The 24341-nt window shown below is 73.2% G+C and carries 19 protein-coding genes and 1 pseudogene; 11 read left to right on the forward strand and 9 right to left on the reverse strand.

Annotation, left to right across the window (positions count from 1 at the left end; translation table 11 throughout):
* Positions 1-182: 182 nt before the first annotated feature.
* Both ACWEMJ_RS23310 and ACWEMJ_RS23315 read right to left on the reverse strand, forming a co-directional pair.
* Positions 183-1010, reverse strand: coding sequence for a hypothetical protein (locus ACWEMJ_RS23310; protein WP_452139037.1), 828 nt, complete (start codon positions 1008-1010; stop codon positions 183-185).
* Between the two features lie 127 nt (positions 1011-1137).
* Positions 1138-1728, reverse strand: a complete 591-nt coding sequence (locus ACWEMJ_RS23315; protein WP_452139038.1) for a nucleotidyltransferase family protein — start codon at positions 1726-1728, stop codon at positions 1138-1140.
* A gap of 200 nt (positions 1729-1928) precedes the next feature.
* Here ACWEMJ_RS23315 and ACWEMJ_RS23320 point away from each other — a divergent pair, with 200 nt between their 5' ends.
* Positions 1929-2660, forward strand: coding sequence for an HNH endonuclease family protein (locus ACWEMJ_RS23320; protein ID WP_452139061.1), 732 nt, complete (start codon positions 1929-1931; stop codon positions 2658-2660).
* A gap of 48 nt (positions 2661-2708) precedes the next feature.
* On the opposite strand, the gene ACWEMJ_RS23325 is transcribed toward ACWEMJ_RS23320, so the two are convergent.
* The gene (locus ACWEMJ_RS23325; protein WP_452139039.1) at positions 2709-3842 is read right to left on the reverse strand and encodes an alpha/beta hydrolase; all 1134 of its coding nucleotides are present in this window, start codon (positions 3840-3842) and stop codon (positions 2709-2711) included.
* 110 nt (positions 3843-3952) lie between these two features.
* On the opposite strand from ACWEMJ_RS23325, the gene ACWEMJ_RS23330 reads away from it, so the two are divergent.
* Positions 3953-5794: a hypothetical protein gene (locus tag ACWEMJ_RS23330; protein WP_452139040.1), complete on the forward strand. Its 1842-nt coding sequence runs from the start codon at positions 3953-3955 to the stop codon at positions 5792-5794.
* Positions 5795-5855: 61 nt separating this feature from the next.
* On the opposite strand, the gene ACWEMJ_RS23335 is transcribed toward ACWEMJ_RS23330, so the two are convergent.
* Complete coding sequence (locus ACWEMJ_RS23335) at positions 5856-8165, reverse strand: glycosyl hydrolase family 18 protein (protein ID WP_452139041.1); 2310 nt, start codon at positions 8163-8165, stop codon at positions 5856-5858.
* A 292-nt stretch (positions 8166-8457) separates the two neighbouring features.
* On the opposite strand from ACWEMJ_RS23335, the gene ACWEMJ_RS23340 reads away from it, so the two are divergent.
* The 3 genes from ACWEMJ_RS23340 (at position 8458) to ACWEMJ_RS23350 (ending at position 14059) form a co-directional block, all read left to right on the forward strand.
* Positions 8458-9549, forward strand: a complete 1092-nt coding sequence (locus ACWEMJ_RS23340) for a HoxN/HupN/NixA family nickel/cobalt transporter (RefSeq protein WP_452139042.1) — start codon at positions 8458-8460, stop codon at positions 9547-9549.
* 281 nt (positions 9550-9830) lie between these two features.
* Positions 9831-12275, forward strand: a complete 2445-nt coding sequence (locus ACWEMJ_RS23345) for an endonuclease/exonuclease/phosphatase family protein (protein WP_452139043.1) — start codon at positions 9831-9833, stop codon at positions 12273-12275.
* A gap of 125 nt (positions 12276-12400) precedes the next feature.
* Positions 12401-14059, forward strand: a complete 1659-nt coding sequence (locus ACWEMJ_RS23350) for an FAD-binding dehydrogenase (protein ID WP_452139044.1) — start codon at positions 12401-12403, stop codon at positions 14057-14059.
* 6 nt (positions 14060-14065) lie between these two features.
* Here ACWEMJ_RS23350 and ACWEMJ_RS23355 read toward each other — a convergent pair whose 3' ends face one another.
* Positions 14066-14566: a DinB family protein gene (locus tag ACWEMJ_RS23355; protein WP_452139045.1), complete on the reverse strand. Its 501-nt coding sequence runs from the start codon at positions 14564-14566 to the stop codon at positions 14066-14068.
* Between the two features lie 258 nt (positions 14567-14824).
* On the opposite strand from ACWEMJ_RS23355, the gene ACWEMJ_RS23360 reads away from it, so the two are divergent.
* Positions 14825-16447: a purple acid phosphatase family protein gene (locus ACWEMJ_RS23360; protein WP_452139046.1), complete on the forward strand. Its 1623-nt coding sequence runs from the start codon at positions 14825-14827 to the stop codon at positions 16445-16447.
* Between the two features lie 83 nt (positions 16448-16530).
* A complete protein-coding gene (locus tag ACWEMJ_RS23365) occupies positions 16531-16863 on the forward strand; it encodes a YnfA family protein (RefSeq protein WP_452139047.1) in 333 nt (110 codons plus the stop codon).
* A gap of 7 nt (positions 16864-16870) precedes the next feature.
* Here ACWEMJ_RS23365 and ACWEMJ_RS23370 read toward each other — a convergent pair whose 3' ends face one another.
* Both ACWEMJ_RS23370 and ACWEMJ_RS23375 read right to left on the reverse strand, forming a co-directional pair.
* Complete coding sequence (locus ACWEMJ_RS23370) at positions 16871-17341, reverse strand: hypothetical protein (RefSeq protein ID WP_452139048.1); 471 nt, start codon at positions 17339-17341, stop codon at positions 16871-16873.
* A gap of 85 nt (positions 17342-17426) precedes the next feature.
* Positions 17427-19247, reverse strand: coding sequence for a HEAT repeat domain-containing protein (locus tag ACWEMJ_RS23375; RefSeq protein ID WP_452139049.1), 1821 nt, complete (start codon positions 19245-19247; stop codon positions 17427-17429).
* A 199-nt stretch (positions 19248-19446) separates the two neighbouring features.
* Here ACWEMJ_RS23375 and ACWEMJ_RS23380 point away from each other — a divergent pair, with 199 nt between their 5' ends.
* Entirely contained in the window at positions 19447-20154 is a 708-nt protein-coding gene (locus ACWEMJ_RS23380) for a DUF6215 domain-containing protein (RefSeq protein WP_452139050.1), read from the forward strand.
* A gap of 26 nt (positions 20155-20180) precedes the next feature.
* Here the strand turns inward: ACWEMJ_RS23380 and ACWEMJ_RS23385 are convergent, their stop codons facing one another.
* Entirely contained in the window at positions 20181-21392 is a 1212-nt protein-coding gene (locus ACWEMJ_RS23385; RefSeq protein ID WP_452139051.1) for a pyridoxal phosphate-dependent aminotransferase, read from the reverse strand.
* A gap of 99 nt (positions 21393-21491) precedes the next feature.
* Here ACWEMJ_RS23385 and ACWEMJ_RS23390 point away from each other — a divergent pair.
* Together ACWEMJ_RS23390 and ACWEMJ_RS23395 are read left to right on the forward strand one after the other, a co-directional pair.
* Positions 21492-21851 (forward strand): annotated as a pseudogene (locus ACWEMJ_RS23390) (winged helix-turn-helix transcriptional regulator); the annotation flags it as partial.
* An 84-nt stretch (positions 21852-21935) separates the two neighbouring features.
* The gene (locus ACWEMJ_RS23395) at positions 21936-22115 is read left to right on the forward strand and encodes a hypothetical protein (protein WP_452139052.1); all 180 of its coding nucleotides are present in this window, start codon (positions 21936-21938) and stop codon (positions 22113-22115) included.
* An 81-nt stretch (positions 22116-22196) separates the two neighbouring features.
* On the opposite strand, the gene ACWEMJ_RS23400 is transcribed toward ACWEMJ_RS23395, so the two are convergent.
* Positions 22197-23564: a DUF7927 domain-containing protein gene (locus ACWEMJ_RS23400; protein ID WP_452139053.1), complete on the reverse strand. Its 1368-nt coding sequence runs from the start codon at positions 23562-23564 to the stop codon at positions 22197-22199.
* A 300-nt stretch (positions 23565-23864) separates the two neighbouring features.
* Here ACWEMJ_RS23400 and ACWEMJ_RS23405 point away from each other — a divergent pair, with 300 nt between their 5' ends.
* Positions 23865-24335, forward strand: coding sequence for a hypothetical protein (locus tag ACWEMJ_RS23405; protein ID WP_452139054.1), 471 nt, complete (start codon positions 23865-23867; stop codon positions 24333-24335).
* The last annotated feature ends 6 nt before the right edge of the window (positions 24336-24341 follow it).

Below are 24341 nucleotides of genomic sequence, written 5' to 3' on the forward strand. Positions count from 1 at the left end.
GTCCCGTGCACCGACAACGCCACCTCCTTGTGCGCGCCATGCAGCGACCGGCGGACCCTCCCCAATCCCCAAGGGCCCGCGTCGTGGCGGCAATTCAACACGCGCGGGAGCTTGTGCACCAGATCACGAGCGCGAGGAGATCCGGAAGCCACGCTTCCGGGTGACGATGGGGTGACGGCGCGTCAGGACGTCCAGCCGGTCTCCATCAGCGCCTCGGCCGCCCCGTTCGAGGGCTGCGGGATGCCCGCCGCGTCCAGCGTGAACAGCGCGACCAGCAGCTGTTCGCCGCGCACCGCGGCCTGCCGGGAGTAGCCGGAGACGGTGAACATCGCCGCCGCGACCTGCTCGCCGTGCAGCGTCTCCAGCCACAGGCACTCCACCGTCCGGACGTCGGCCGGCTCCGACCAGGTGTCCACCCGGGCCACCATCCGGCCGCCCAGCAGCGTGGTCGAGTCGCGCTCCTGGCCGGCCGTCAGCTCCAGGTCCTCGAAGCCCAGCCACTGCAGGTAGCGGGCCGCCGTCAGCACCGCGTCCTGCGGGGTGCGCACCGGCTGCGGGCGGAACGGCGGACGCAGCACCCGGGCCGGGCCCGAGCCCGCGGTCGGCTCCGCCGGGGCGACCGGCGGCACCGCCGTGGTGTACGGACGCGCCGCCTCCGCCGGGCGGGACGCGCGCGGGCCCGCGTTCTGCAGCTTCGGCGCCCGGTCCACCGGCATCCGCACCGTCGCCCCGCAGTCGCAGGTGAACTCCGGCTGCGGCCACTGGTCGCTGCGCCCGCAGTGCGGGCAGCGCATGCTCACCCAGGAGTCCTCCCAGGAGCGGAACCGCACCTGCACCGGCACCCCGCCGCGCAGCAGCGGCACCCGCAGCTGCGCGCCGCACGGGCAGGGCAGGCTCGGCGGCTCGTAGCGGTGCTCGCGACGGCAGGCCGGGCAGCGCAGTTCGCTGGCCCCGGACGGGGAGCCGGGGGAGAACCGGGCCGGGTCTGCGGCGTCCTCGGGCAGCGGCATGGGCGGTCACCGTCCGTTCCGGTCGGGCTGGCAACGATCCCGTCCATCCTCGCGGATCGGGCCGCGGGCGGGTGCGGAATGAGGGAATCCTCCGGTGCGGTTGAGGCGGGCGAAAGGTGACGGCCGCTCAGCGGATGCCCCAGCGGGCCAGATCCGCCGGGGTGTCCAGGTCGTCGGGGACGCCCGCATCCGTGCAGTCCACGAGGGTGACGGGGTGCCGGGCCAGCAGCGCGCGGGCTCCCGCGTCGCCGGTGGGGCCGGCCAGCAGCTCCGGGAAGTGCGCGGCCCCGATCAGCACCGGGTGCGCCCGGCGGCCGGAATAGGCGCACGCCGCCAGATCCGTGCGCCCGGCGCGCACCGCCAGCAGTCGGCGCACCGCCTCCGCCGTCACGCCCGGGGTGTCCACCAGCAGCACCAGCACCGCGCCGGCCCCGGCGGGCAGCGCGGCCAGGCCCGCGCGCAGCGAGGAGGACAGCCCCGTGCGCCAGTCGGGATTGTCGACCAGCACGCAGTCGCCGGTGTCGGCGCGCGCCCGGACCTCGTCCGCCGCCGCGCCCAGCACCGCCACCGCGCCGTCGCAGCCGCCGTCCCGGGCCACCGCCAGCGCGTGCTCCAGCAGCGGGCGCCCCCGGTACGACAGCAGCGCCTTCGGCCGTCCGCCCAGCCGCCGTCCGCCGCCCGCCGCCAACACCAGGGCGGGCACCCGCAGTTCCGTCATGCCGCCCAGTCTGCCGGTCGCGGTGCGCGCGCGGACGGTTCGTACCGGATGGGGAATGCCCGGATTGTGAGGTGGGTCATGCTGCGGCGTGGCCGCCTTGACCCCCGTTCGGGCTCCTGGTCTTCTGGTGCGCCGTCAGAGTCGCCCACCCGCAGAGGAACACCGTGCGATCCCGCCGTACCGCCATAGTCGCCGCCGTGATGCTCGGCTCGCTCGCCCTCGGCGCGTGCACCGCCACCGGGAACAAGACGTCCAGTGGCGCAAGCAGCACCGCCGGGCCGCAGTCGCAGTCGGCCTCCCGGGGCACCAACCCGCTGGAGAACCCGGACGGCACCAAGCCCGGCCTGGCCCCCGTCACCAGCGACGCGGACCGCAAGTCCGGACGCGACCTGATCGCCAAGGTGAAGACCGCCGACGCCGGCCCGAAGACCGGCTACGACCGCGACCAGTTCGGCCCCGCCTGGACGGACAACGTGGACGGCGTCGCGATGGGCCACAACAGCTGCAGCACCCGCGACGACATGCTGGCCCGCGACGGCCGGAAGATCGAGCACAAGGACGGCTCCGCGTGCGTCGTCACCGGCATGACGATCTGGGACCCGTACACCGGCAAGAGCGTCGACTGGACCAAGCAGCAGGCGTCGAAGATACAGATCGACCACGTCATGCCGCTGTCCTACGACTGGCAGCAGGGCGCCTCCCAGTGGGACAAGCTCAAGCGGGTGCAGATCGCCAACGACCCGCTCAACCTGATCCCGGCGGACGGCTCGCAGAACGCCTCCAAGGGCGACTCCGGCCCGGCGAGTTGGCTGCCCGCCAACACCGAGGTGCACTGCTCGTACGCGATCCGCTGGGCGCAGGTCTCGCTCAAGTACCAGCTGCCGGTGACGCCCGCCGACAAGAAGACCATGCTGTCGCTGTGCGGCGGCTGAGCGCGGGGTGACCGGGGGCCGCCGCCGTCGGGTGCGGCGGGCGGCCCGTCAGCTCGCCGGGACCGGCTGCGGCTGCGGGAGGCGGCTGCCGAGCCAGGTGAGGGCCGGGGGGATCTCCCGGGTCCAGGTGTGGAAGTTGTGGCCGCCGGTGTCCAGGGTGATGGTGGACAGCTGGGTCGGCGCCTTGAACGCGCCGATCATCTGCTGCGTCGCCGGGTAGTTCTCCTCGTTGCGGCTGGTGGCCAGCAGCAGCGAGACCGGCGGCGCGGGCTTGTTCTGCAGCCGCCACAGCAGGTCGTTGTCCTGCTTGACCTCGGCGCTGCCGCCGAACAGGTCGCCGGTGGTCGGGTCGTTGTGGACCTCGTAGTAGCCCGACAGCGCGATCGCCGCCCGGTACGAATCCGGCTTGCGCACCGCGAACTTGACGGCGCAGTAGCCGCCGGTGGAGTCGCCGATCACGGCCCGCGACTCGGGCCGGTCGTCCACCCGGTAGGAGGCGGACATCGCCTTCGGCAGGTCCTCGGTGAAGAAGGTCTCCGCCTGCGGGCCGTTCGGGACGTCCATGCACTCGGTGTCGCGGTTGGCGACCAGGGTGGGGCGCATCATCACCAGGATCGTCGGCGGCATCTCCTTGGCCTCGATCGCCTTCAGCGTCGACGCCGGGTACTGCAGCAGCGAGATCAGCTTCTCCGGCGTCCCCGGGTAGCCGGACAGCGCCAGCAGCATCGGGAACCGGGTGCCCGCGTACGCCGGCTGGAAGTACTGCGGCGGCAGGTACACGTACGCCGGGGTGCCGGTCAGCCCGGAGCGGGAGCCGTGGATCTCGACCTTCTGGATCACACCGGAACGGTCCTGCGCGGAGCCCTGCGAGGAGTACATCTTCTGCTCGCCGGTCACCGAGATCGCCTTGCCGCCCGGCTGGTGGTCGACCACGGTGCCCGGACGGCCGTCCAGGCCGAGCAGGTCGCTCCACGTCGAGTAGAAGCCGAAGTACGAGTTGGCGACCAGGCCCATCGCGGCCAGCACCGCGATCTGCGTCCCGAAGAACGCCCCCAGCCGCCCGAGCCACGCCCGCCAACTCCGTCCGCCCAACCGGGGCCACAGCCACATGGTGGCGGCGAAGGCGGCGACGGCCAGCAGGCTGGCGATGATCTGGATCGGGACTCCGGTCAGGCTCGGCACCCGATGATCGTAAGGTACGTCCTCATCGACCTCCCAGCCGCCTCCCAGCCCCCTCCCGGCTTCCCCAACTCCCTTGGACTGTCGGCCCGCCCGGCTAGCCTTCGGCCCTTGTGAGAGCACCTGAGGAACTGCACCTGGTCGACTGGGCTTCGCTGGAACACGCGTACGGGAGCGCCGAGGAGGTGCCGGAGTGGATCCGCGCACTGTACGACGAGGACCCGGCGGTGGCCGGCGAGGCGCGGGGCGAGCTGTTCGGCAGTGTGATGCACCAGGAGTCGGTGTACCCCGCGACCGTCGCCGCGGTGCCGTACCTGGCCCACGCGGCCGCGCACGCCACCCACCGCCGCGCGGAGCTGCTGGCGTTCCTGGTGGGAGCGGGCGGCTCCGGGAGGGTGCCGGGGACGGCCGAGGAGCGGGCGGGTGCGGCCCGGGTCTCGGCAGAACTGCCGGGCCTGCTGCACCTGTTGCGGGACGAGGACCTCGCGGTGCGCCGACAGGCCGTGCAGGTGGCCTGCCGCGCGGAAGGCGCCGCCGTCGCAGTCGCGGTGGAGGCGCTGACGGCCTGCCGTCACGGCGATCCGTCGGCGCGGGTGCGGGCCGACGCGTTGACGGCGCTGGGCGTCCTCGCCCCGGACGCGGGCGAGCGGATGCGCGCGGCGCTGGCGGACCCCGAGCCGGTGATCCGGGCCACCGCCGCGCTCGGCCTGCTGGAGACGGCAGGGGCGCCGTATCCGGCCGAGCTGTTGGCCGTGCTGGCCGAGGACGGCGGCGACCCCGCGTTCGCCGTCTCCCACGAGCTGGACTTTCCCGGCGCCGGCAGCACCGAGACCCGGGTGCGGGACGTGCTGGACCGGGATGCCGAAGCCACCCGCGCGATCGCCGCGGCCTGGATCGCGGTCGGCGACCACGGCGAACGCGGATCCCGCCGGGCCGTGCAGCTGTCCGAGTACTGGCGGGACCGGGAGACCGAGAGCGTCGCGCTGCTGGCGGACGCGCTGCGGCGGCGGCGCGGGGCGGACCGGCGCTCGTACACGATGGAAGCACTGGCCCGGTGGGTCGTGGACTGCGCCGATCCGGCCCAGGCCCTCGAAGCGGCGCGGCCGTTCGTCCTCGACGCCGACCGGTGGGTGTCCGGCGCGGCCCAGCTCGTGCTCGGTCGGGCGGGCGACCTCCGGCTGCTCGACCTGGTGCCCGAGCCCGACCCGCCGGCGCTCGACGCCCTGGCGGCCCGCACCGGCGATCCCGGGCTGCTGCGCCGGGCACTGGCCCCGCGCCCGCCCTGCGAGTGCTGCAGCGAGCCGAAGGTGACCGCCCACCGGGTCCTTGCCGCGCTCACCCCGCAGGACGCGGCACCGCTGCTGCCCGAACTGCTCGCACTGCTGCGGACGAGTCCGCACGAGCGGCTGGTGCGGATGCTCGGCGGGTCGGGGCTCGACGATCCGGAACTGCTGGGCGTGCTGGGCGAGTTGGCGGCCGGGGGCGACCGGATGATCGGGCCCGCCGCGGCCGTCGCCGCCGCGCGGCTCGGCGCGGACCCGGCGCCGGCGCTGCGCCTGCTCGCCGAGCGGCTGGCCCGCGACGGGTGGGCGCTGGAGGACGCGGCGCTGCTCGGCCCGGTCGGGCTGCCGCTGGTACCGCTGGTGGAGGGCCGGCTCACGGACGGGTACGAGTGGAACCGGGCGCACGCCGCGGAGGCGCTGTGGCGGATCACCGGCGACCCCGGGCGGGCCGTTCCGGTGCTGGCCGAGCTGCTCGTCCCGCTGCCGGTCGGGGCGTTCGCGCTGGCGACGTTGCGGCGGATCGGCGAGCCGCTGCCGGCCGGGGCGCGGGAGGTGGTGGCGGACTGGGCGGTCTCGGAGCGCCGGGTCCTGCCGGGTGGGGCGTTCTGGCCGGAGTGGCAGGACAACGCGCTCCGTGCGGAGGCCCGGCTGTTGCTTGCGCAGCAGGGGTGAGATTGGCGACGGCCCGCCGCACCCATGGGGAAGGTGCGGCGGGCCGTCCGTTCGGTGGGGGTCAGCCGAGGCTGTTGTGGATGGTGTTCAGGAGGGTGCTGTTGTCGTCGTCGTTCTCCAGGGCGAAGGCGAACATGCCGCCGAGGCCCTTGGACTTGGCGTAGGCCGCGCGGGCCTGGATGGCCTTGGGGTCGTCGCCGGTCCAGAAGTTGGTGCCGTCGTAGACCCAGGTGGACTCGGTGATCGGGTCCCAGTGGGTGTTCTGCGCGGTCAGGGTGAGCTCACGCCAGCTGGCGAGGCCGGCCTCCTGGCTGCCGGGCTTGGCGGGGGTGGGGCCGGTGGCCTTCTGGTAGAGGCCGTAGTTGGTGCCGGCGCTCACGCCGGTCCAGCCGCGGAAGTAGAACGGGATGCCGAGGATGATCTTGTTGGCGGGGAAGCCGCCGGTGATGCCGTACTCGGGCAGGCCGGTGGTGTAGGCCGCGATCGTGGTGTCCACGTTGTACTTGGCGGTGCCGGGGGTGATCGGCACGGTCGGGTCGGCGGGGCTGTCGTGCAGCGGGTCCTGGAGGTTGGTCGGGCCGGTGGCGTCCCAGGAGCCGTGCATGTCGTAGGTCATGATGTCGGCGTAGTCGAGGTACGCGCCGATCTTGTTGGTCTCGATGTACTGGATCTTGTCCTGGCCGGACGGCAGGGCCGCGGTCAGCAGGAACTTCTTGCCGACGCTGGAGCCGTACGCGTCGAGCTGGCTGCGGAACTCGGCGAGCAGGGCGGTGAAGTTCTGCTTGTCGGCGGCGGAGTAGTGGTTGCCGGTGTGGCCGCCGGCCGAGCCCGGGTACTCCCAGTCGATGTCGATGCCGTCGAAGATGCCCGCGGCGCTGGCCGCGCCGCCCGAGGCGTCACCGGCGACGCCGGTCGGCAGGTTGCCCTTGAGGAACATGTCGATGCAGGAGGAGACCAGCTTCTTGCGCGAGGCGTCGGTGGCGGCCGCGTCGGAGAAGTACTTGGAGTAGGTCCAGCCGCCGAGCGACAGGGTGACCCGCAGGTTCGGGTTCTTGGCCTTGAGCTGGCGCAGCTGGTTGAAGTTGCCCTTCAGCGGCTGCTGCCAGTCGTCGGCGCTGCCGTCGACCGAGATCGCGCCGCTGAAGTCCATCTGGTAGTCGGCGTACGCGTCGGCCGCGCCGTCGCCCGCGTTCGGGTTGTCCTCGTGGCTGGCGTCGGAGGCCTTGACCGCCTCGAAGCAGTTGAGGTTGGTCGGGTGGATGTTCTCGAACGCGTAGGAGATGACGTCCAGCTTGCCCGCCGCGCCGGAGGTGTCGACGTTCTTCGGGTAGTAGGCGGCGTCGTACACCGACCACTGGTCGAAGTAGGCGGACTTGTACGGCTTGGCGGTGGCGGGCGCGGCGGCGGTGGAGACGGTCACCGCGGTGGACTGCTGGGAGGCGTGCCCGGCCTTGTCGTACGCCTGGACGGTGAAGGTGTACGAGGTGTTCGGCAGCAGCGAGGACACGGCGACGGAGGTGCCCATCGAGGTGCCGACCAGCTGGCCCTTCGACCAGACCTTGTAGCCGACGTAGTTGTCGGTGGAGTCGGTGGAAGCGTTCCACTTCAGCACCACGGCGTTGGAGGTGGCCTTGGTGACCGCCACCCCGCCCGGGACGGTGATCTTGCCGTCGCCGGCCGGTCCGTTGCCGGTGCCGTTGGACGAGCTGGAGCTCGGCGAGGGCGACGGCGAGGAGGAGGTGGAGCCGGACGGGCTGGGGGAGGCGCTCTGCGAGGGGCTGGCCGAGGTGGAGCCGCTCGCGGAGGTGGACGGGCTGGGCGAGCCGCCGTTGTCGGGCCCGGTCAGGCTGAGGTCGTCGGCCTGGTAGGCGCCCGCGCCGTACCAGCCGTGGGTGAAGACCGTCACCGAGGTGGTGCTCGCGCCGGTGGTGAAGGTGGTGCTCAGCTGGGTCCAGTTCGCGGCGCCGGGCGTCCAGGTGGAGGCGTTGACGCCGGTGCCGGTGGCGCCCAGGTACACGTAGTTGCCCTTGAGCCAGCCCGCCAGGGTGTACTTGGTGTTCGGCTGGACGGTGACGGTCTGCTGGCACTGGCCGGTGTCGCCGGCCGTGGCGTTGCCGTTCAGCGCGTAACTGCCGCCGTGCGCACCGGTGTTGGCCACCGAGCCGCTGGTGCAGGTCCAGCCGCTCAGCGAGCCGGCCTCGAAGTCGCCGTTGGCCAGCAGGTTGACGGTGGCCGCCGAGGCGCTGCCGAGCGAGAGCGCGAGCGCGGTGGAGCCGACCGTCATGGCGGCGGCCACCACGAGGGCGCCGGCGCGCCGCCGGGAGGGGGCCCGGCGCGTCGTCCCGGGTGCGGGCGTGGCCCGATCAAGCATGGAGGAACCTCCGGAGTCAGTGGGGGTAAATCCGGTAGGTGCGGCGGCCCGACGGGCCCAGGTGGGAGCCTGTGCGCTTGGGGTGAGCGCGTCACCTAGATTGGACTGGACCAATCCTCCGGGTCAAGGATTTCGGCTCACGAACCGTCAGGAAGCTTTCCGATCGGTCGGATTGTCGGAAGGGGTGGCCGGATCGCTGCGCGCCCCCGATTCTCAGTTGCATATGACTTGCAATTGCAGGCATATCAACGGAAGGATGATCCGGCTCGTCACCGTCCCGGAAGGAATCCCCATGCCAGCGCCCGCCCGTCTGCGCGACCGGCTCACCCGCGAGGAGTGGATCCGGCTGGCCGGAATGGCCGGCTTCGTCCTCGCCCTGCACGTGGTCGGGTGGTTCACCCTGCTGGCGGTCATCGCCCCCAAGCACTACGACGTCGGCGGCCAGGTGTTCGGGGCCGGCATGGGCCTGACGGCGTACACCCTGGGCATGCGGCACGCCTTCGACGCCGACCACATCGCCGCCATCGACAACACCACCCGCAAGCTGATGGGCCAGGGCAAGCGGCCGCTCTCGGTGGGCTTCTGGTTCTCGCTCGGGCACTCCTCGATCGTCTTCGGCCTGTGCGCGCTGCTGGCGTTCGGCATCCGCTCGCTGGCCGGGCAGGTGGAGTCCGACGACTCCACCCTGCACAAGGCGACCGGCCTGATCGGCGTCTCGGTCTCCGGCACCTTCCTGGTGCTGATCGGCCTGATCAACCTGGGCGCGTTCAACGGCATCCTGAAGGTGTTCCGGCGGATGCGGCAGGGCGACTTCGACGAGGCCGAGCTGGAGCGCCAGCTCGACAAGCGCGGATTCCTGAACCGGATCCTCGGCCGGGTCACCCGGGCGGTCACCAAGCCCTGGCACATGTACCCGGTGGGCCTGCTGTTCGGCCTCGGCTTCGACACCGCCACCGAGGTGTCGCTGCTGGTGCTGGCCGGCGGCGCGGCCGCGTTCTCGCTGCCCTGGTACGCGCTGCTGGTGCTGCCGATCCTGTTCGCGGCCGGCATGAGCCTGCTGGACACCATCGACGGCTCGTTCATGAACTTCGCCTACGAATGGGCATTCTCCAAGCCGGTCCGCAAGATCTACTACAACCTGACCGTGACCGGCCTCTCGGTTCTGGTCGCGCTGGTGATCGGCGTGATCGAGCTGGTCGGCCTGCTGTCCGAGAAGCTGGACATCACCACCGGCCCGGTCGGCTGGATCGGATCGCTCGACCTCAACCTGGTCGGCTACCTGATCGTCGGCCTGTTCGTGGTCACCTGGGCCGCCGCGATGGCGTTCTGGAAGTTCGGCAAGGTCGAGCAGAAGTGGTCGGCGGGCCTGCGCGAGCAGCCCTGACCGGCGGGCGGACGGAGCGACGAGGGGCACCCGGCGGGTGCCCCTCTCGCGTGTCCGGGGGCGGAACGTTCCGGCCAGGTGGCGAGAAGTTCACGTCCGGGACCTTGTCGGGTCAACTTCTACGCGCGTATCTTTCTGGCTGGATCACGTGATCAGCCATCAGGGGCCGCCGGCAGGCCGGACCGGCCCCGGCAGTCAGCCTTCTGACGAACCCTCGACGCCACCCGGCGCCCCGTGCGGGCGACCGGGCCATGGTCCTGCCACGAAGGAGCCCCGCAACGGTGCCCAGCCCCACCCCCGCCCGCCGCTCCCGCCGCACGCTGCTGCGCGTCACCGCGCCGGCCGCGGTCGCCGCGTCCCTGGTCCTCGTCCCGCTGCCGGGCGCGTTCGCCGCGCCGTCCACCGGTGCGGTGATCTCCGAGGTGTACGGCGGCGGCGGCAACTCCGGTGCGACGCTGAAGAACGACTTCATCGAGCTCGGCAACCCGACCGGCGCGGCCTTCGGCCTGTCCGGCTACAGCGTGCAGTACCTGCCCGGCAGCCCGAGCGCGTCCAGCCAGTGGGGCGTCACCCCGCTGAACGGCTCGGTCCCGGCCGGCGGCCGCTACCTGATCGCCGAGGCGCCGGGCGCCGGCGGCACCGTGGACCTCCCGGCCGCCGACGCCAGTGGCAGCCTGGCGCTGTCCGCCACCTCCGGCACCGTCGCGCTGGTCAACGGCACCGCCCCGCTGAGCTGCAAGACCGCCGCCGACTGCGCCGCCGACAGCCGGATCGTCGACCTGGTCGGCTTCGGCTCCGCGGTGGTCCGCGAGGGCAGCGGCCCGGCCGCGGGCGCGTCCAACTCGGCCTCGGTGGCGCGCGGTTCCGCGCTCGCCGACACCGACGACAACGCCAAGGACCTCACCGCGGGCGACCCGTCCCCGGTCAACTCCAAGGGCGCGGGCACCGGCGGCGGCACTCCCGGCGGCGGCGACGGCGGCACCACCCCGCCCGTCCCCGGCGCCGTGCGGATCCACGACATCCAGGGCGCCACCCGGATATCCCCGCTGAACACCAAGACCGTCACCAACGTCCCCGGCGTGGTCACCGGCGTGCGCGGCTACGGCACCAAGGGCTTCTGGATCCAGGACCCGAACGCCGACGCCGACCCGGCCACCAGCGAGGCCGTGTTCGTCTACACCGGCTCCGCCAACCCGACCGTCAAGGTCGGCGACTCGGTGCTGGTCACCGCCAAGGTGAGCGAGTACTACCCGAACAGCTCCGGCGGCTCGCAGTCCGTCACCGAGCTGACCGGCGCCAAGGTCGTCGTGCTGTCCGCCGGCAACGCGGTGCCCGCCCCCGTCGTGCTGGACGCCGCCAACATCCCGGCCGGGTACGCCCCGGACAACGGCGGCGCCTCGATCGACAACCTGCCGCTGGACCCGTCGAAGTACGCCCTCGACCTGTACGAGTCGCTGGAGGGCATGAACGTCGAGGTCCGCGACGTGCCCGTGGTGCAGGCCACCGACAAGTACAACGAGCTGTGGGTGGACGCCACTTCGGCCGACCCGCGGACCAACCGGGGCGGCGTGGTCTACCTCGGCTACGACAAGCCGAACAGCGGCCGGATCATGATCCAGTCGCTGCCGCCGCTGACCGAGCACCCCTTCCCGGTCGCCAACGTCGGTGACCGGCTGACCGGCGCCACCGCCGGCCCGCTCGACTACAACCAGTTCGGCGGCTACACCATCGCCGCCAACACCGTCGGCGCCGTGCAGGACAACGGCCTGCAGCGCGAGGTCGCCGACCGCCAGCTGCCCAGCGAACTCTCCATCGCCACCTACAACGTGGAGAACCTCGACCCGAGCGACGGCGCCGCCAAGTTCGCCGAGCTCGCCCAGGCCGTGGTCACCAACCTGCGCTCGCCCGACATCGTCGCCCTGGAGGAGATCCAGGACAACAACGGCGCCGTCAACGACGGCACCGTGGACGCCTCCACCACCGTCCGGACCTTCATCGACGCCATCAAGGCGGCCGGCGGCCCCGCCTACGACTGGCGCTCCGTCGACCCGGTGGACGGCAAGGACGGCGGCGAGCCCGGCGGCAACATCCGCCAGGTCTTCCTGTTCAACCCCGACCGGGTCTCCTTCACCGACATCCCCGGCGGCGACTCCACCACCGCCGTCGACGTCACCGGCACCGGCAAGCGCACCTCGCTGACCGCCTCGCCCGGCCGCATCGACCCCGGGAACGAGGCCTGGAACAGCAGCCGCAAGCCGCTGGTCGGCCAGTTCAGCTTCCACAACAAGCCGGTCTTCGTGATCGCCAACCACTTCAACAGCAAGGGCGGCGACCAGGGCATCGACAGCCGCTTCCAGGCCCCCACCCGCAGCTCCGAGGTGCAGCGCCAGAAGCAGGCCGCCGTCGAGCAGGCGTTCGTCGCCAAGCTGGAGGCCGCCGACCCGAACGCCCGGATCGTCTCGCTCGGCGACTTCAACGACTACCAGTTCTCGCCCGCGCTGCAGACCCTCACCAAGGGCGGCGTGCTCCGCGACTTGGTGAACGACCTGCCCGCGAGCGAGCGCTACTCGTACGTCTACCAGGGCAACTCGCAGGTGCTCGACCACATCCTGGTCAGCCCCGCGTTCAAGCAGCAGCACGTCCGCTACGACGTGGTGCACATCAACAGCGAGTTCGCCGCGCAGGCCTCCGACCACGACCCGCAGGTCGTCCGGATCAAGCCCTGACGGTCCGCTCCGGCCCCGCCCCGTCGCTCGCGCGGCGGGGCGGGGCCTTTTGTTACCGGCGGGTTGACCAGGTGGCCGGATGGCCGCAGGATCGGGGATCACTCCCGCCTTTGGAAGGATTCCGGATGGCCCTCGACGCCGACGTCATCGTGATCGGAGCCGGACTGGCCGGCCTGGCCGCCACCGCCGAACTCGCCGACGCCGGACGGCGCGTGATCCTGCTCGACCAGGAACCCGCCGGCTCCCTCGGCGGCCAGGCGCACTGGTCCTTCGGCGGGCTGTTCCTGGTCGACTCGCCCGAACAGCGCCGGATGCGGATCAAGGACTCCCGCGAACTCGCCTGGCAGGACTGGCTCGGCACGGCCGGCTTCGACCGGGACGAGGACACCTGGGCGCGCCGCTGGGCCGAGGCGTACGTCGACTTCGCGGCCGGCGAGAAGCGCGCGTGGCTGCGCGCGATGGGCCACCGGCTGTTCCCGGTGGTCGGCTGGGCCGAACGCGGCGGGCTGCTGGCCAGCGGCCCCGGCAACTCCGTCCCGCGCTTCCACATCACCTGGGGCACCGGACCCGGCCTGGTCGAACCCTTCGCCCGCCGGGTCCGCGACGCCGTCCGGGCCGGACGCGTCACGCTGCGCTTCCGGCACCGCGTCACCGGCCTGGCGGCGAGCGGCGGTGCGCTGGACACCGTCACCGGCGAGGTCCTCGCGCCGTCCGCCGTGCAGCGCGGCGAGGCCAGCTCGCGCGAGGTCGCCGGGCACTTCGAACTCCGCGCCCAGGCCGTGGTCGTCGCCTCCGGCGGCATCGGCGGCAACCACGACAAGGTCCGCGCCGCCTGGCCCGCCCGGCTCGGCGCCCCGCCCGCCCGGATGCTGTCCGGCGTCCCCGCGCACGTCGACGGCCTGATGCTGGACGTCGCCTCCGCCGCCGGCGCGCGGCTCGTCAACGGCGACCGGATGTGGCACTACACCGAGGGCATCGAGAACTGGAACCCGATCTGGGCGAAGCACGGCATCCGGATCCTGCCCGGCCCGTCCTCGCTCTGGCTGGACGCCGCCGGCGCCCGGCTGCCCGTCCCGCTGTTCCCGGGCTTCGACACCCTCGGCACCCTCGACCACATCATGCGCACCGGGCACGAGCACACCTGGTTCGTGCTCACCCAGAAGATCATCGAGAAGGAGTTCGGCCTCTCCGGCTCCGAACAGAACCCCGACCTGACCGGCCGCTCGGTCCGCCAGGTGCTCGGCCGCGCCCTGCCCGGCGCACCCGGGCCGGTCGAGGCGTTCAAGCAGCGCGGCGCGGACTTCGTGGTGGCCGACACCGTCGAGGAACTGGTGCGCGGCATGAACGAGCGGCAGAACGGGGCCCCGCCCCTCGACGCCGCCGCGCTGCGCACCGAGATCGAGGCCCGCGACCGCGAGATCGCCAACCCCTTCGGCAAGGACCTCCAGGTCAGCGCCATCCACGCGGCCCGCCGCTACCTCGGCGACAAGCTGATCCGCACCGCCGCCCCGCACCGCCTGCTCGACCCGGCCGCCGGACCGCTGATCGCCGTCCGGCTGCACATCCTCACCCGCAAGTCGCTGGGCGGCCTGCAGACCGACCTCGAATCCCGCGTGCTGCGGGCCGACGGCACGGCGCTGGACGGGCTCTACGCGGCGGGCGAGGCGGCCGGGTTCGGCGGCGGCGGCATCCACGGCTACCGCTCGCTGGAGGGCACCTTCCTGGGCGGGTGCCTGTTCACCGGCCGCACGGCGGGACGGGCGGCGGCCGCGGCGACCGCCTGATCCCGGCTACCGGCCGGTCGCGCCGTCGATCTGCTCGCGCAGGATGTCGGCGTGACCGGCGTGCCGGGCCGTCTCACTGGTCATGTGGGCGAGCACCCAGCGCACCGACAGCAGCTCGTCGCGGACCGGCACCGCGACCGGCCGGGACAGGTCGGCGGACTCCCGGACCACGGCGTCGCTCGCCGCGATCGCCTCCCGGTAGCCGGCCAGCACCTGCTCGGCGCTCGTTCCCGCCGCGACCTCCATGCCGAAGTCCACGTCCTGGTAGGCCCGTTCGCCCGCCACGTGGTGGCCGAACCAGTACCGCTCGGCCGCCGTCAGGTGCTGCACCAGGCCCAGCAGGTTCGTCCCCGTCCCCACCAGGACGCGGCGCAGCTGCTCCTTCGTCAGGCCCTCGGTCTTCTTCAGCACGCACTCCCGCGCGAAGCCCAGGAAGGCGAGGGCGGTGTCGAGTTCGCCGCTGTCGACGAAGGGAACGGGGCGGCGCTGGGTCTCGGTCGCAGTCATCCTCCGAACCTATCCGGCGCTCCGCGGACGCCGCACCGCGATTTCCGGGCCCGGTGCGGGTGACCCGCCGTGACCCGCCGTGACCCGCCGTGACCTGCGGGGACGGCCGACGGGGCGGCGTGGTCGGGGCGGCAGGGGCGTCGCGTCGGCGGTTTTGCCAACACATGGTCGGATCATGTGCTCGGCCAGACCGGCGCGATGACGCCCGTTCACCGCCCATCCGGGCTGCGGCCACCGGCCGCTGACAGTCTCCCGCGCATGGATATCCCCAACATGGGCGTGCCCGCCCAGCTCGCTGCCCGGATGAACATGGCGGAGCAGCACGAGTACCTGCGCAGCAAGCTCTCCCGCCGGACCCTGCTGCGCTCCGGCGCGGTGACGGTCGGCGCGCTGGCCGTCGGCGGGGCGCTGGGCTCCGGCACGGCGTTCGCCGACCCGGCCGTCAAGCAGGGCGGCGCGGCGGACGCGGTGTCCGGGGCGCTGGTCGCCCCGGTCGGCCGCCACCTGCAGTTCGGCGCCGAGGCCGACACCCAGATGCGGGTCTCCTGGCAGGTGCCGGCGCCGGTGAAGAAGCCGTTCCTGCGCTTCGGCCGCCACCCGTGGGAGCTCAGCCACAGGATCGAGGCCGAGGTCCGGGCGCTGCACACCCCCGCGCTGACCCCGACCGGCACCCCGGTCGACCAGTACTACCTGCACGTGGAGCTGAACCACCTGCAGCCCGGCACCACCTACTACTACGGCGTCGGCCACGACGGCTTCGACCCGGCCTCGCAGCAGGCGATCTCGACGCTGCAGACCTTCACCACCGCGCCGTCCCGCCACGGTCGGCGGGGCCGCCCGTTCGAGCCGTTCACCTTCACCGCCTTCGGCGACCAGGGCGTCTCCTCGCACGCGGCCGGCAACGACCACGTCATCCTGGCCCAGAAGCCGGTCTTCCACCTGCACGCCGGCGACATCTGCTACGCCGACCCGATGGGCCAGGGCCAGGACGCCGACAAGGTCGCGTACAACGCGCTGACCTGGGACGCGTTCCTGGCGCAGACCGAGACGGTGGCCGCGAAGGTCCCGTGGATGGTCTCCTACGGCAACCACGACATGGAGGCCTGGTACTCGCACAACGGGTACGGCGGCGACGACGCCCGCTTCACCCTGCCGACCAACGGCCCCGACCCGCGCAAGGCGCCCGGCGTCTACGCGTTCACGTACGGCAACGTCGGCGTCGTCTCGCTGGACGCCAACGACGTCTCCTACGAGATCCCCGCCAACCTGGGCATCACCGCCGGCCGGCAGACCGAGTGGCTGGAGCGCAAGCTGCGCGAGCTGCGGGCGGACGAGGCGATCGACTTCGTGGTCGTCTTCTTCCACCACTGCGCGTTCTCCACCACCCACCAGCACGCCTCCGACGGCGGTGTCCGGGACGCCTGGGTGCCGCTGTTCGAGAAGTACCGGGTGGACCTGGTCATCAACGGCCACAACCACGTGTACGAGCGTACCGACGCGATCCTCGGCAACAAGGTCAGCAAGGCCGTGCCGAGCGGCGCGAGCATCGACCCGGTCAAGGACGGCGTGGTGTACGTGACCGCCGGCGCGGCCGGTCGCAGCCTGTACTCGTTCGACGCCCCCGACACCTACGAGGGCCACGAGAACCACCAGGACGAGGTGGTCACCTACCACTTCGACAAGGGCAGCGTGAAGGTCGCGGAGACCGTGCACTGGTCGCGGGTCCGCTACACCGGCTACTCGTTCATCAAGGTGGACGTCACCCCGGCGCACCGCGGCGCGACCAGCACCATGGAGGTCACCGCGCTCGCCGAGAACGGCACCCGGATCGACCACTACTCGATCACCCGCCGCGCGGGCCGCAGCGAGCACGGCCACTGACGGCGGGCCCGCGCCCCCGGACCCGGTGCTGTCGGGCCCGGGGGCGCGGCCGTCCTTGGTGGGGCGGCGTCTAGGGTGGGGCGGTGAGTACCGCCCGTTCGATCCTGCTGTTCGCGGTGGCCGCCCTGCTGGAGATCGGCGGCTGCTGGCTGGTCTGGCAGTCCGTCCGCGAGGCCCGCCCGTGGTGGCTGGCCGGCCTCGGCGTGGTCGCCCTCGGCCTGTACGGCTTCACCGCCGCCCTCCAGCCCGACGCCGACTTCGGCCGGGTGCTGGCCGCGTACGGCGGCGTCTTCGTGGCGGGCTCGCTGCTGTGGGGCGTGGTCCTGGACGGCTTCCGCCCCACCCGCTGGGACGTGCTGGGCGTGCTGATCTGCCTGGCCGGGGTCGGCGTGATCATGTACGGGCCGCGCCGCTGAGCGGGCGTCAGACCGCCACCCACCGCCAGCCGTTCCTGTCCTCGCATCGGATGGCCCGCCCCGAGGCGTCCGTGCCCTCCACCCCGTGGTCCGACGACCGGCAGAACTGGCCCGCCTTGTAGCAGTTGCCCGCGTTCGACAGCGGGTGGCAGCCCGCCGCCTCCTTGGTGGGGGTGGGATCCGCCGGGGGCTTGGCGGTGGTCGTCCGCGGCGTCGGCTGCGGGGTCGGCGTCTCGGCCGCCGGGCTCGGCGTCTCGGCCGTCGGCGTCGGGCTCGGAGTGGGCGAAGGCGTCGGGGTGGGCGACGGCGAGGGCGTGGGGGAGGCGCTGGGCGACGGCGCGCTGCTGCTGACGGCGGCGGCGGGCGCCGACGGTACGGCGGGCACGCCGCCGTCGGGCTCGCAGGCGGTGGCGAACAGGGCGGCGGCCAGCAGCGCACCGGCGGCGGAGGCCCGGCGCAGGCGGAGGGAGAGGGACAACACGGCTCTTCTCGCAGGGAGTTGGCGGGACGGGACGCCATCCTTCCGAGTGTGTGCGAGACGTGGAGTTCGAGTGACGCCTTCGTTACCGATCGGAGATCGGAGCGCGGCCGCGCAGTACGCCCGCGACGCAGGCCCGGACGTGCCGACTGGGGTCCTCGCGCAGCTGCCGGATCACCGCCAGCGCCTCTGAACCGCCGATCGCGGCAAGGGACTTGACCGCCTGCGCACGCACCCGCCGATCGTCCTTCCGGGCAGCCTCCGCGAGCCGCTTCAGCCGCTCCGGCCCGTCCGGGAGCCAGGGTTCGAGCCAGGCCCGGGAGGTCTCGTCCCGGATCGAGTGGATCGAGCGCTGGACCAGGGCGGGGTCGGCGGCGGCGATCCGCCGGATGCCGTGGGTGGCGAGCAGGCGGATCTTCCGGCTGCTCGTGGTGTTGACCAACTCGACGAACAGGCCGAGCAGTTCGGGGTCGCTGCGCTCGGCCAGCGGTGCGACCAGCGCGGGCCGGACCGCGCCGTGCAGCAGCACCGTGACGACCAGGTCGGTGGCCCGCCGGTCGGTGCAGCGGGCAAGGGCGTTCAGCACCAGCTCGCGGTAGTCGGCGTTCGTGCTGCGGGCCTCGGCGAGGAGCAGGTCCACGGCGGGTTCGGGGTCGAGCCGCAGCAGGGCAGGGACCAGCGTCTGTCGTAGCCGGGCAAAGCGGTGAAAGGCGTCGATCAGGGCAGGCACCGCCTCGGTCGCGCCGAGTCGGCCGAGCGCCATGACGGCCTCGTGGCGGGCCGGGTCGTGGTCGCTGCGGACGATGGCGATCAACTCGGGCACGGCCTCGGCGAGTCCGAGCAGTCCGGCGACGTACGCGGCCTTGTGATGCCCGGCGTCCGGGTCGCGCAGGACGGCGAGGGCGGCCCGGCGGCGGGCCTCGGCGCCGCCGATCGCCTCGATCGCCCGGTCGGCGGCGCGCTGCATCCAGGGGAGGGGGTGGCCGAGGACGGCCGTCAGCGCGGGCAGGGCGGAGGCGTCGCCGTACTGGTGGAGGGCGCCGAAGGTGTCCAGGCTCGGCCGGCCGGCAGTGATCACAGCGACCAGTCGGCGGGAGATCTCCGGCGGCTGACGGGGCGTCGGCTCGTCCTCGGCGAGTCCCAGCAGGGCGCGCAGCTGTTCCAGGTCGTACGCGGCGACGGCCGCGCGGGCGGCGGGGTCGTCGAGGCGGCGCAGGAACCCGGCCGCACCGCTGCGCACCTGATGGCCGGGCCCGGCGAGCAGACGCAGCGCGAGCGGCAGGTGGGCGGGCGTCATGCAGCCGAAGGCGGTCAGGGTCAGCGCGAGCCGCCTGTTGAGGCCCTCGGCCGGGTCGATCCGCTCGGCGGCGGCGAGCAGCGGTTCGACGGCCGCGGCGGGGCGGACCTGGTCGAGCATCTCCCTGGCGTACAGGAAGGTCTCCGGGTCGGCGGACTCCAGGTCGGCGATCAGCCGGCGGACGCCCGCGGCGTCGGGGGCGCCGTGCCGGGCCAGGTCGGCCCTGGCCCGCTGCCAGGCCCAGTGGCCGGCGTGCCGGTCGGCCGTTCCCAGGACGGCGTGCCGGCAGTCGCGGATCAGGGCGCCCCGGGCCAGGGACTTGGCGGAGAGCCGGAGCAGCACGGCCGCCTCGGCCCGGACGGCCTCGGCGGCGTCGATCAGCCGGGGGTCGATCCCGGCGGCGAGCAGGCGCGGGCGCCGCCAGCCGCCGTACCGGGTCAGCGCGTACACGTGGACGGCGGCGACGGTGAGCGGGTCGCGGGTGTGGTCGGCGACGGCGGCGGCGAGCCGGTCGGCGTGCTCCGTGACCAGGCCCGGCCGGTCGTCGAACGGGTGGGTGCGCCCCTGGAGTTGGCGGTGGGCGAAGGCGCGGACGCGGGTGATTCGCATGCCCCGCAGTGTGGAACAGCGGGTCCGCCCGGGCGGGTGGAGTGATCGACTTGTTGTCGATCCGCGACCGCGCGGGCCTGTTCGTGCCGGTGCCGACCGCTGCCTGCGCCGAAGTCCCCGGTGGGGAGGGGCGGTTCGGACTCGAATGAATGTGCTAGGTTCGCCTGGTTTCGATTGAGGATGATCATGAGGGTGGGGCGTGGCGGAGCAGTCGGCGCGGCGGAATGCGATCTGGTGGGCGTCGTCGGCGGTAGGGGCGCTGGTCGTGCTGGGTGCGGTGCTCTGGGTTCCCGGGCGGACGCCGTCGGGGGCCGGGCCGGCCGCCTGCAAGCCGGGCTCCGAGAGTGCCGGTCCGCGCTATCCGGAGACCTGCGCCGCGTTGAATCGGCCCGATCTGCCGGAGTTGCTGAAGCTGCCGGGTGAGCGCGTGTCGATCGCGCAGCCCGCGAGCTTCCTGCTGGCGCCCGACTCGGCGGCGGAGGTGCAGATCGGCACGGTCAAGGTCGCCCTGGCGGTGCACTCCACCCGGCCGTACGACGCGGACAGCAAGGTCCTCGACGTGGTGGCCGGCCTGGACCGCGTCGCGGGCCGGCCCACCATGCACTACACGGACTCGACGATCGCGATCCCGCTCGGCCCCGGCACCGCCGCCCCCGTCGGGCGGACCAGCGGGCGGGCCGACCACCTGACGGTCGCGCAGAACGCGGACGGCAGCGGCGGCTCGCTGGAGCTGATCATCTGGGACGTCCAGGGCGGCGAGGTGAACGGCCTGCTGCTGAACGGGCTGGCCGAGAAGCTGATGCCGAGCCTGGACGGCTGGCCGACGCCCCCACTGGCCGCCGAGCCGGGCAAGGAGCCCCGGCCGTCCCCGTCCCAGAGCCCGCCGCGGCCGTTCGGCGGGCACTGAGGCGGGCGCCGAGGCGGGGGCGGACGCTACTGCCGGTAGGTGGCGAGGAAGCGGCCGATCCGGTTGATCGCCGTCTCCAGGTCGTCGGCGCGGGGGAGCGTGACGAACCGGAAGTGGTCGGGGCGGGGCCAGTTGAAGCCGGTGCCCTGGACGATGTGGATCTTCTCGCGGAGCAGCAGGTCGAGCACGAAGCGCTCGTCGTCGACGATCCGGTGCACGGCCGGGTCGAGCTTGGCGAAGGCGTAGAGCGCGCCGCGCGGCTTGACGCAGGAGACGCCGGGGATCTCGTTGAGGGCCCGCCAGGTGACGTCGCGCTGCTCGGTGAGCCGCCCGTTCGGCAGGACGAGCTCGTTGATGGACTGCCGGCCGCCGAGCGCGGCCTGCACGGCGTACTGGGCGGGCACGTTGGGGCACAGCCGCATGCCGGCCAGCATGGTGAGGCCCTCCAGGTAGTCCTTGGCGTGCTGCTTGGGCCCGGAGACCACCAGCCAGCCGCTGCGGAAGCCCGCCACCCGGTAGGCCTTGGAGAGGCCGTTGAAGGTGAGGGTGAGGACGTCGTCGGCGAGGGCGCCCAGGCAGTGGTGCTCGGCGCCGTCGTAGAGGATCTTGTCGTAGATCTCGTCGGCGAAGACCAGCAGGTTGTGGCGGCGGGCCAGGTCGAGCAGGCCTTCGAGGAGCTCCTTCGGGTAGACCGCGCCGGTCGGGTTGTTCGGGTTGATCACCACGATCGCCTTGGTGCGGTCGGTGATCTTGGCGGCGATGTCGTCCAGGTCGGGGTACCAGTCGGACTCCTCGTCGCACAGGTAGTGCACCGCCTTGCCGCCCGCGAAGGTCACCACGGCCGTCCACAGCGGGTAGTCCGGCATCGGGACGAGCACCTCGTCGCCGTTGTCGACCAGCGCCTGCACGCTCATCTGGATCAGCTCGGAGACGCCGTTGCCGAGGTAGACGTCGTCCACGCCGACGTTCGGGACGCCGCGCTGCTGGTAGTACTGCACCACGGCGCGGCGGGCCGGCAGGATGCCCCGGGAGTCGCTGTAGCCGTGCGCGTTGGTGAGGTTGCGGACGATGTCCTGGACGATCTCCTCGGGCGCCTCGAAGCCGAACGGGGCCGGGTTGCCGGTGTTCAGGCGCAGCACGCTGTGGCCGGCTTCTTCGAGGGCGTTGGCGGTGTCGACGACCGGGCCGCGGATCTCGTAGCACACGTCTTTCAGCTTGCTGGACTGGCGAAACTCCATCAGCGGCCTCCCGACCCGTCACCGAGCCCCTGCGGCCGGCTTGCTTCGTTCTACCAAGTGAGCACTTGGAAAGTCCAACCTCTTGGCTATGCTGACGGCATGCCACGCCGAAGCTACGACCAGTACTGCGCCGTCGCCCGCGCCCTGGACGCGGTCGGGGAACGCTGGAGCCTCCTGATCGTCCGGGAGCTCCTCGGCGGACCGCGCCGCTACACCGACCTGCACGCCGACCTGCCGGGCGTCTCCACCGACATCCTGGCCACCCGGCTCAAGCAGCTGGAGGCCGAGGGGCTGGTCGAGCGCCGCCGCCTGGAGCGCCCCGCCAACGCCACCGTCTACCAGCTCACCGACCGGGGTGCCGAGCTGCGCCCCGTCATCGAGGCGCTGGCCCGCTGGGGCGCCCCCGAACTCGGCGAACCGCGCCCCACCGACGCCGTCCGGGGCCACTGGTACGCCGTCAAGTGACGTGAAACACAAGCGGTTTGGGTAGGCTTCCGACGTCCGGGCGCGACCGGCCGCCCGGCGCCGAACGGGGGAACCGCTGTGCCACGCCTGATCGAGCTCGCCGTCTCCGCCGCCCGCGCGGCCGCCCGCCCCTTCCGCCGCCGCCCGGCCCACGACCCCACCGAGGCCCACCGGGCCGAAGTCGCCCGGGACGCCGCGGCGGCCCGCCACCACCGCGCCGCCAACCACAGCTGGACGGGCGGCGGTTCGGCCCAGTAGGCCGTCGACCGCCCCGCCCGCCGACGAAAAGCGGGGTGGCCCCGGCGGGCTGCCAGGACCACCCCGTGCTGCTCACGGCCGTCAGTTGTGGCGGCCCCGGCGGCGGCTGAGGCCGACGGTCAGCGCGCCGAGTATCAGCAGCGCGCCGCCGACTCCCGCGGTGCCGAGCGTGTCGGCGCCGGTGCTGGCGAGGACGCCCGAGGCCGGCGAGGAGCCGGCGGTCGACGGGCCCTGGGTGGCGGGCGGCGTCGTCGCCGAGGCGGACGGGGAGGGGCTGCTCGGCGGCTCGCTGCTGTCCGAGGGCGACGGAGACGGCGAGGGCGACGGCGACGGGGTGACGGCGTCCTCGACGGTGAGGTCGCTCGCGCAGCCGGTCTCGGTCGCGCAGTCGCCGCGCGGGTCGTCCGGCGCGAACAGGTCGGTGGTCAGTCGGCGGTCGCCCTTGCCGTGGACGGTCACCGAGAACGAGATCGTCGCGCGGTCGCCGACCGAGAGGTCGCCGTCCCAGGCCAGCTTCCCGTTCCTGACCGCGGCGGTGCCGGCGTCGGCCTGGACGTCGCCGTTGTAGTCGGCGTCGTCCAGCACCTCGGACAGGTCGTCGTCGATCCGGGCTTCCTTGACCGGGCCGTCGCCGTGCTGGACGACGGTCACGGTGTAGGTCACCTTGTCGCCTGGGTGGACGACCGAGCCGGACTTCGGGTCGGTGGCCTCGGCGTAGGTGTACGTCCCGACCGGCGGGGCGTCGTACCTGTACTGGACGCCGGAGGCGGTGCCGCCGGGGGTGGTGACCGCGACCGCCACGGCGCCGGGGGCGGCGCCGGCGGGCACGGTGGCGGTGATGCGGGAGTCGCTGACGACGGTGAACGCGGTGGCCGGGACGGAGCCGAAGGAGACCCCGGTCGCCCCGGTGAAGTGGGTGCCGGTGATGGTGACGGCGGTGCCGCCCGCCAGCGGGCCGTGGCCGGGTTCGAGGCCGGCCAGGGTGGGCGCCGGGGCCGTGATCGCGGTGTCGAGGGTGGCCCCGCCGATCGGCAGGTCGCGGCCGTCGCGGCTCTCGGCGGCGGTGGTGACGGTTCCGCCGGCGGTCGGCAGGACGGTGAGGGTGATCGTCGCCGGGCCGGGCAGGTTCGCGAGGTTCCAGCACGAGCCGGACGACGCCCCGGCCGCGAAGTCGCACCCCCAGTCCCAGGCCGAACTGGTCGCGGCCGTCACGGTGGCGGCGGCGCCCGACAGCTTGACGTTGACCCTGGTGGTCTTCGAGGCGGGGACGTCGAGGGTGACGGTGTAGGGGCTGTTGGCCGGCAGCGGCCCGGCCGGACCGGTCAGCTGCACGGTCGCGTCGGCGTGCGCCGGGGCGGCCAGGGTCAGCAGGCCGAAGGTGGTGGTCGCCGTGGCGAGCAGCGCCGCCGCGCGGCGGGCCGGCGTCACGGCGGGAGCGGATGGAGACATGAACGCCCTTCATCAGGGTCGGGCCGCGCCGGTGCCGGGCGAACCCGGTCCGGCGCGGTGAAGCGGGGGCCGCAGGAGCGCGGTCGCTCGCTGGACGGCAGTCGTCGGTGGGCCCGCCGGCGCTCGGCCGCCGCCGGCCCGTCGGGGCCTCGGTGGCGCGGGTCGGCAGGACCGACCGCGATCCTCGCACAGCATTCACAACCGGACCGCCCATTCTTCAAATCCCGGTAGGACAATCCGATCTGAGTGGGCGTCGGCCGGCGGACGGTGTCGTCACCGGCGTGTGCTTGGCTGGCCGTCATGGACGACTCCTCACGCATGTGGATCACCGCCGTGCCGCCGTTCGGGCCGGACGAGGTCGGGGTGCTGCTCTCGGTCGACAGCGACTCCGCCGACCCGGGCGAACGCCTCGCCTGCCGCCTGCTCGGCCGGGGCCACGAGGGCGAGGAGGGCGTCTTCTACCTGCTGCCCTTCGACCTCGCCGCCCGCTGCACCCGCACCGCCGACCGCCTGGCCGTCGCCCTGGTCGCCCCGCGCTCCGCACTCGACGACGAACCGGCCGAAACAGTACGGCAGTTGGACGAGACCGAGGACGGCTGGGTGACGCTGCTGCGCCGCGAGCTGGTCACCGACTTCGTACCGGCTGAGCAGGACGGCGAACCGCAGGCCGTGCTGCTGATCGACCACGCCGGGCCGGTGGGCTCGCTGGCGGAGCTGTTCGCCCGCTTCGAGGAGGGGGAGTCGGGGATCGCGGTGCTCAACGCCCAGTAGGGTCGG

This window comes from Kitasatospora sp. NPDC004531, from assembly GCF_053602195.1.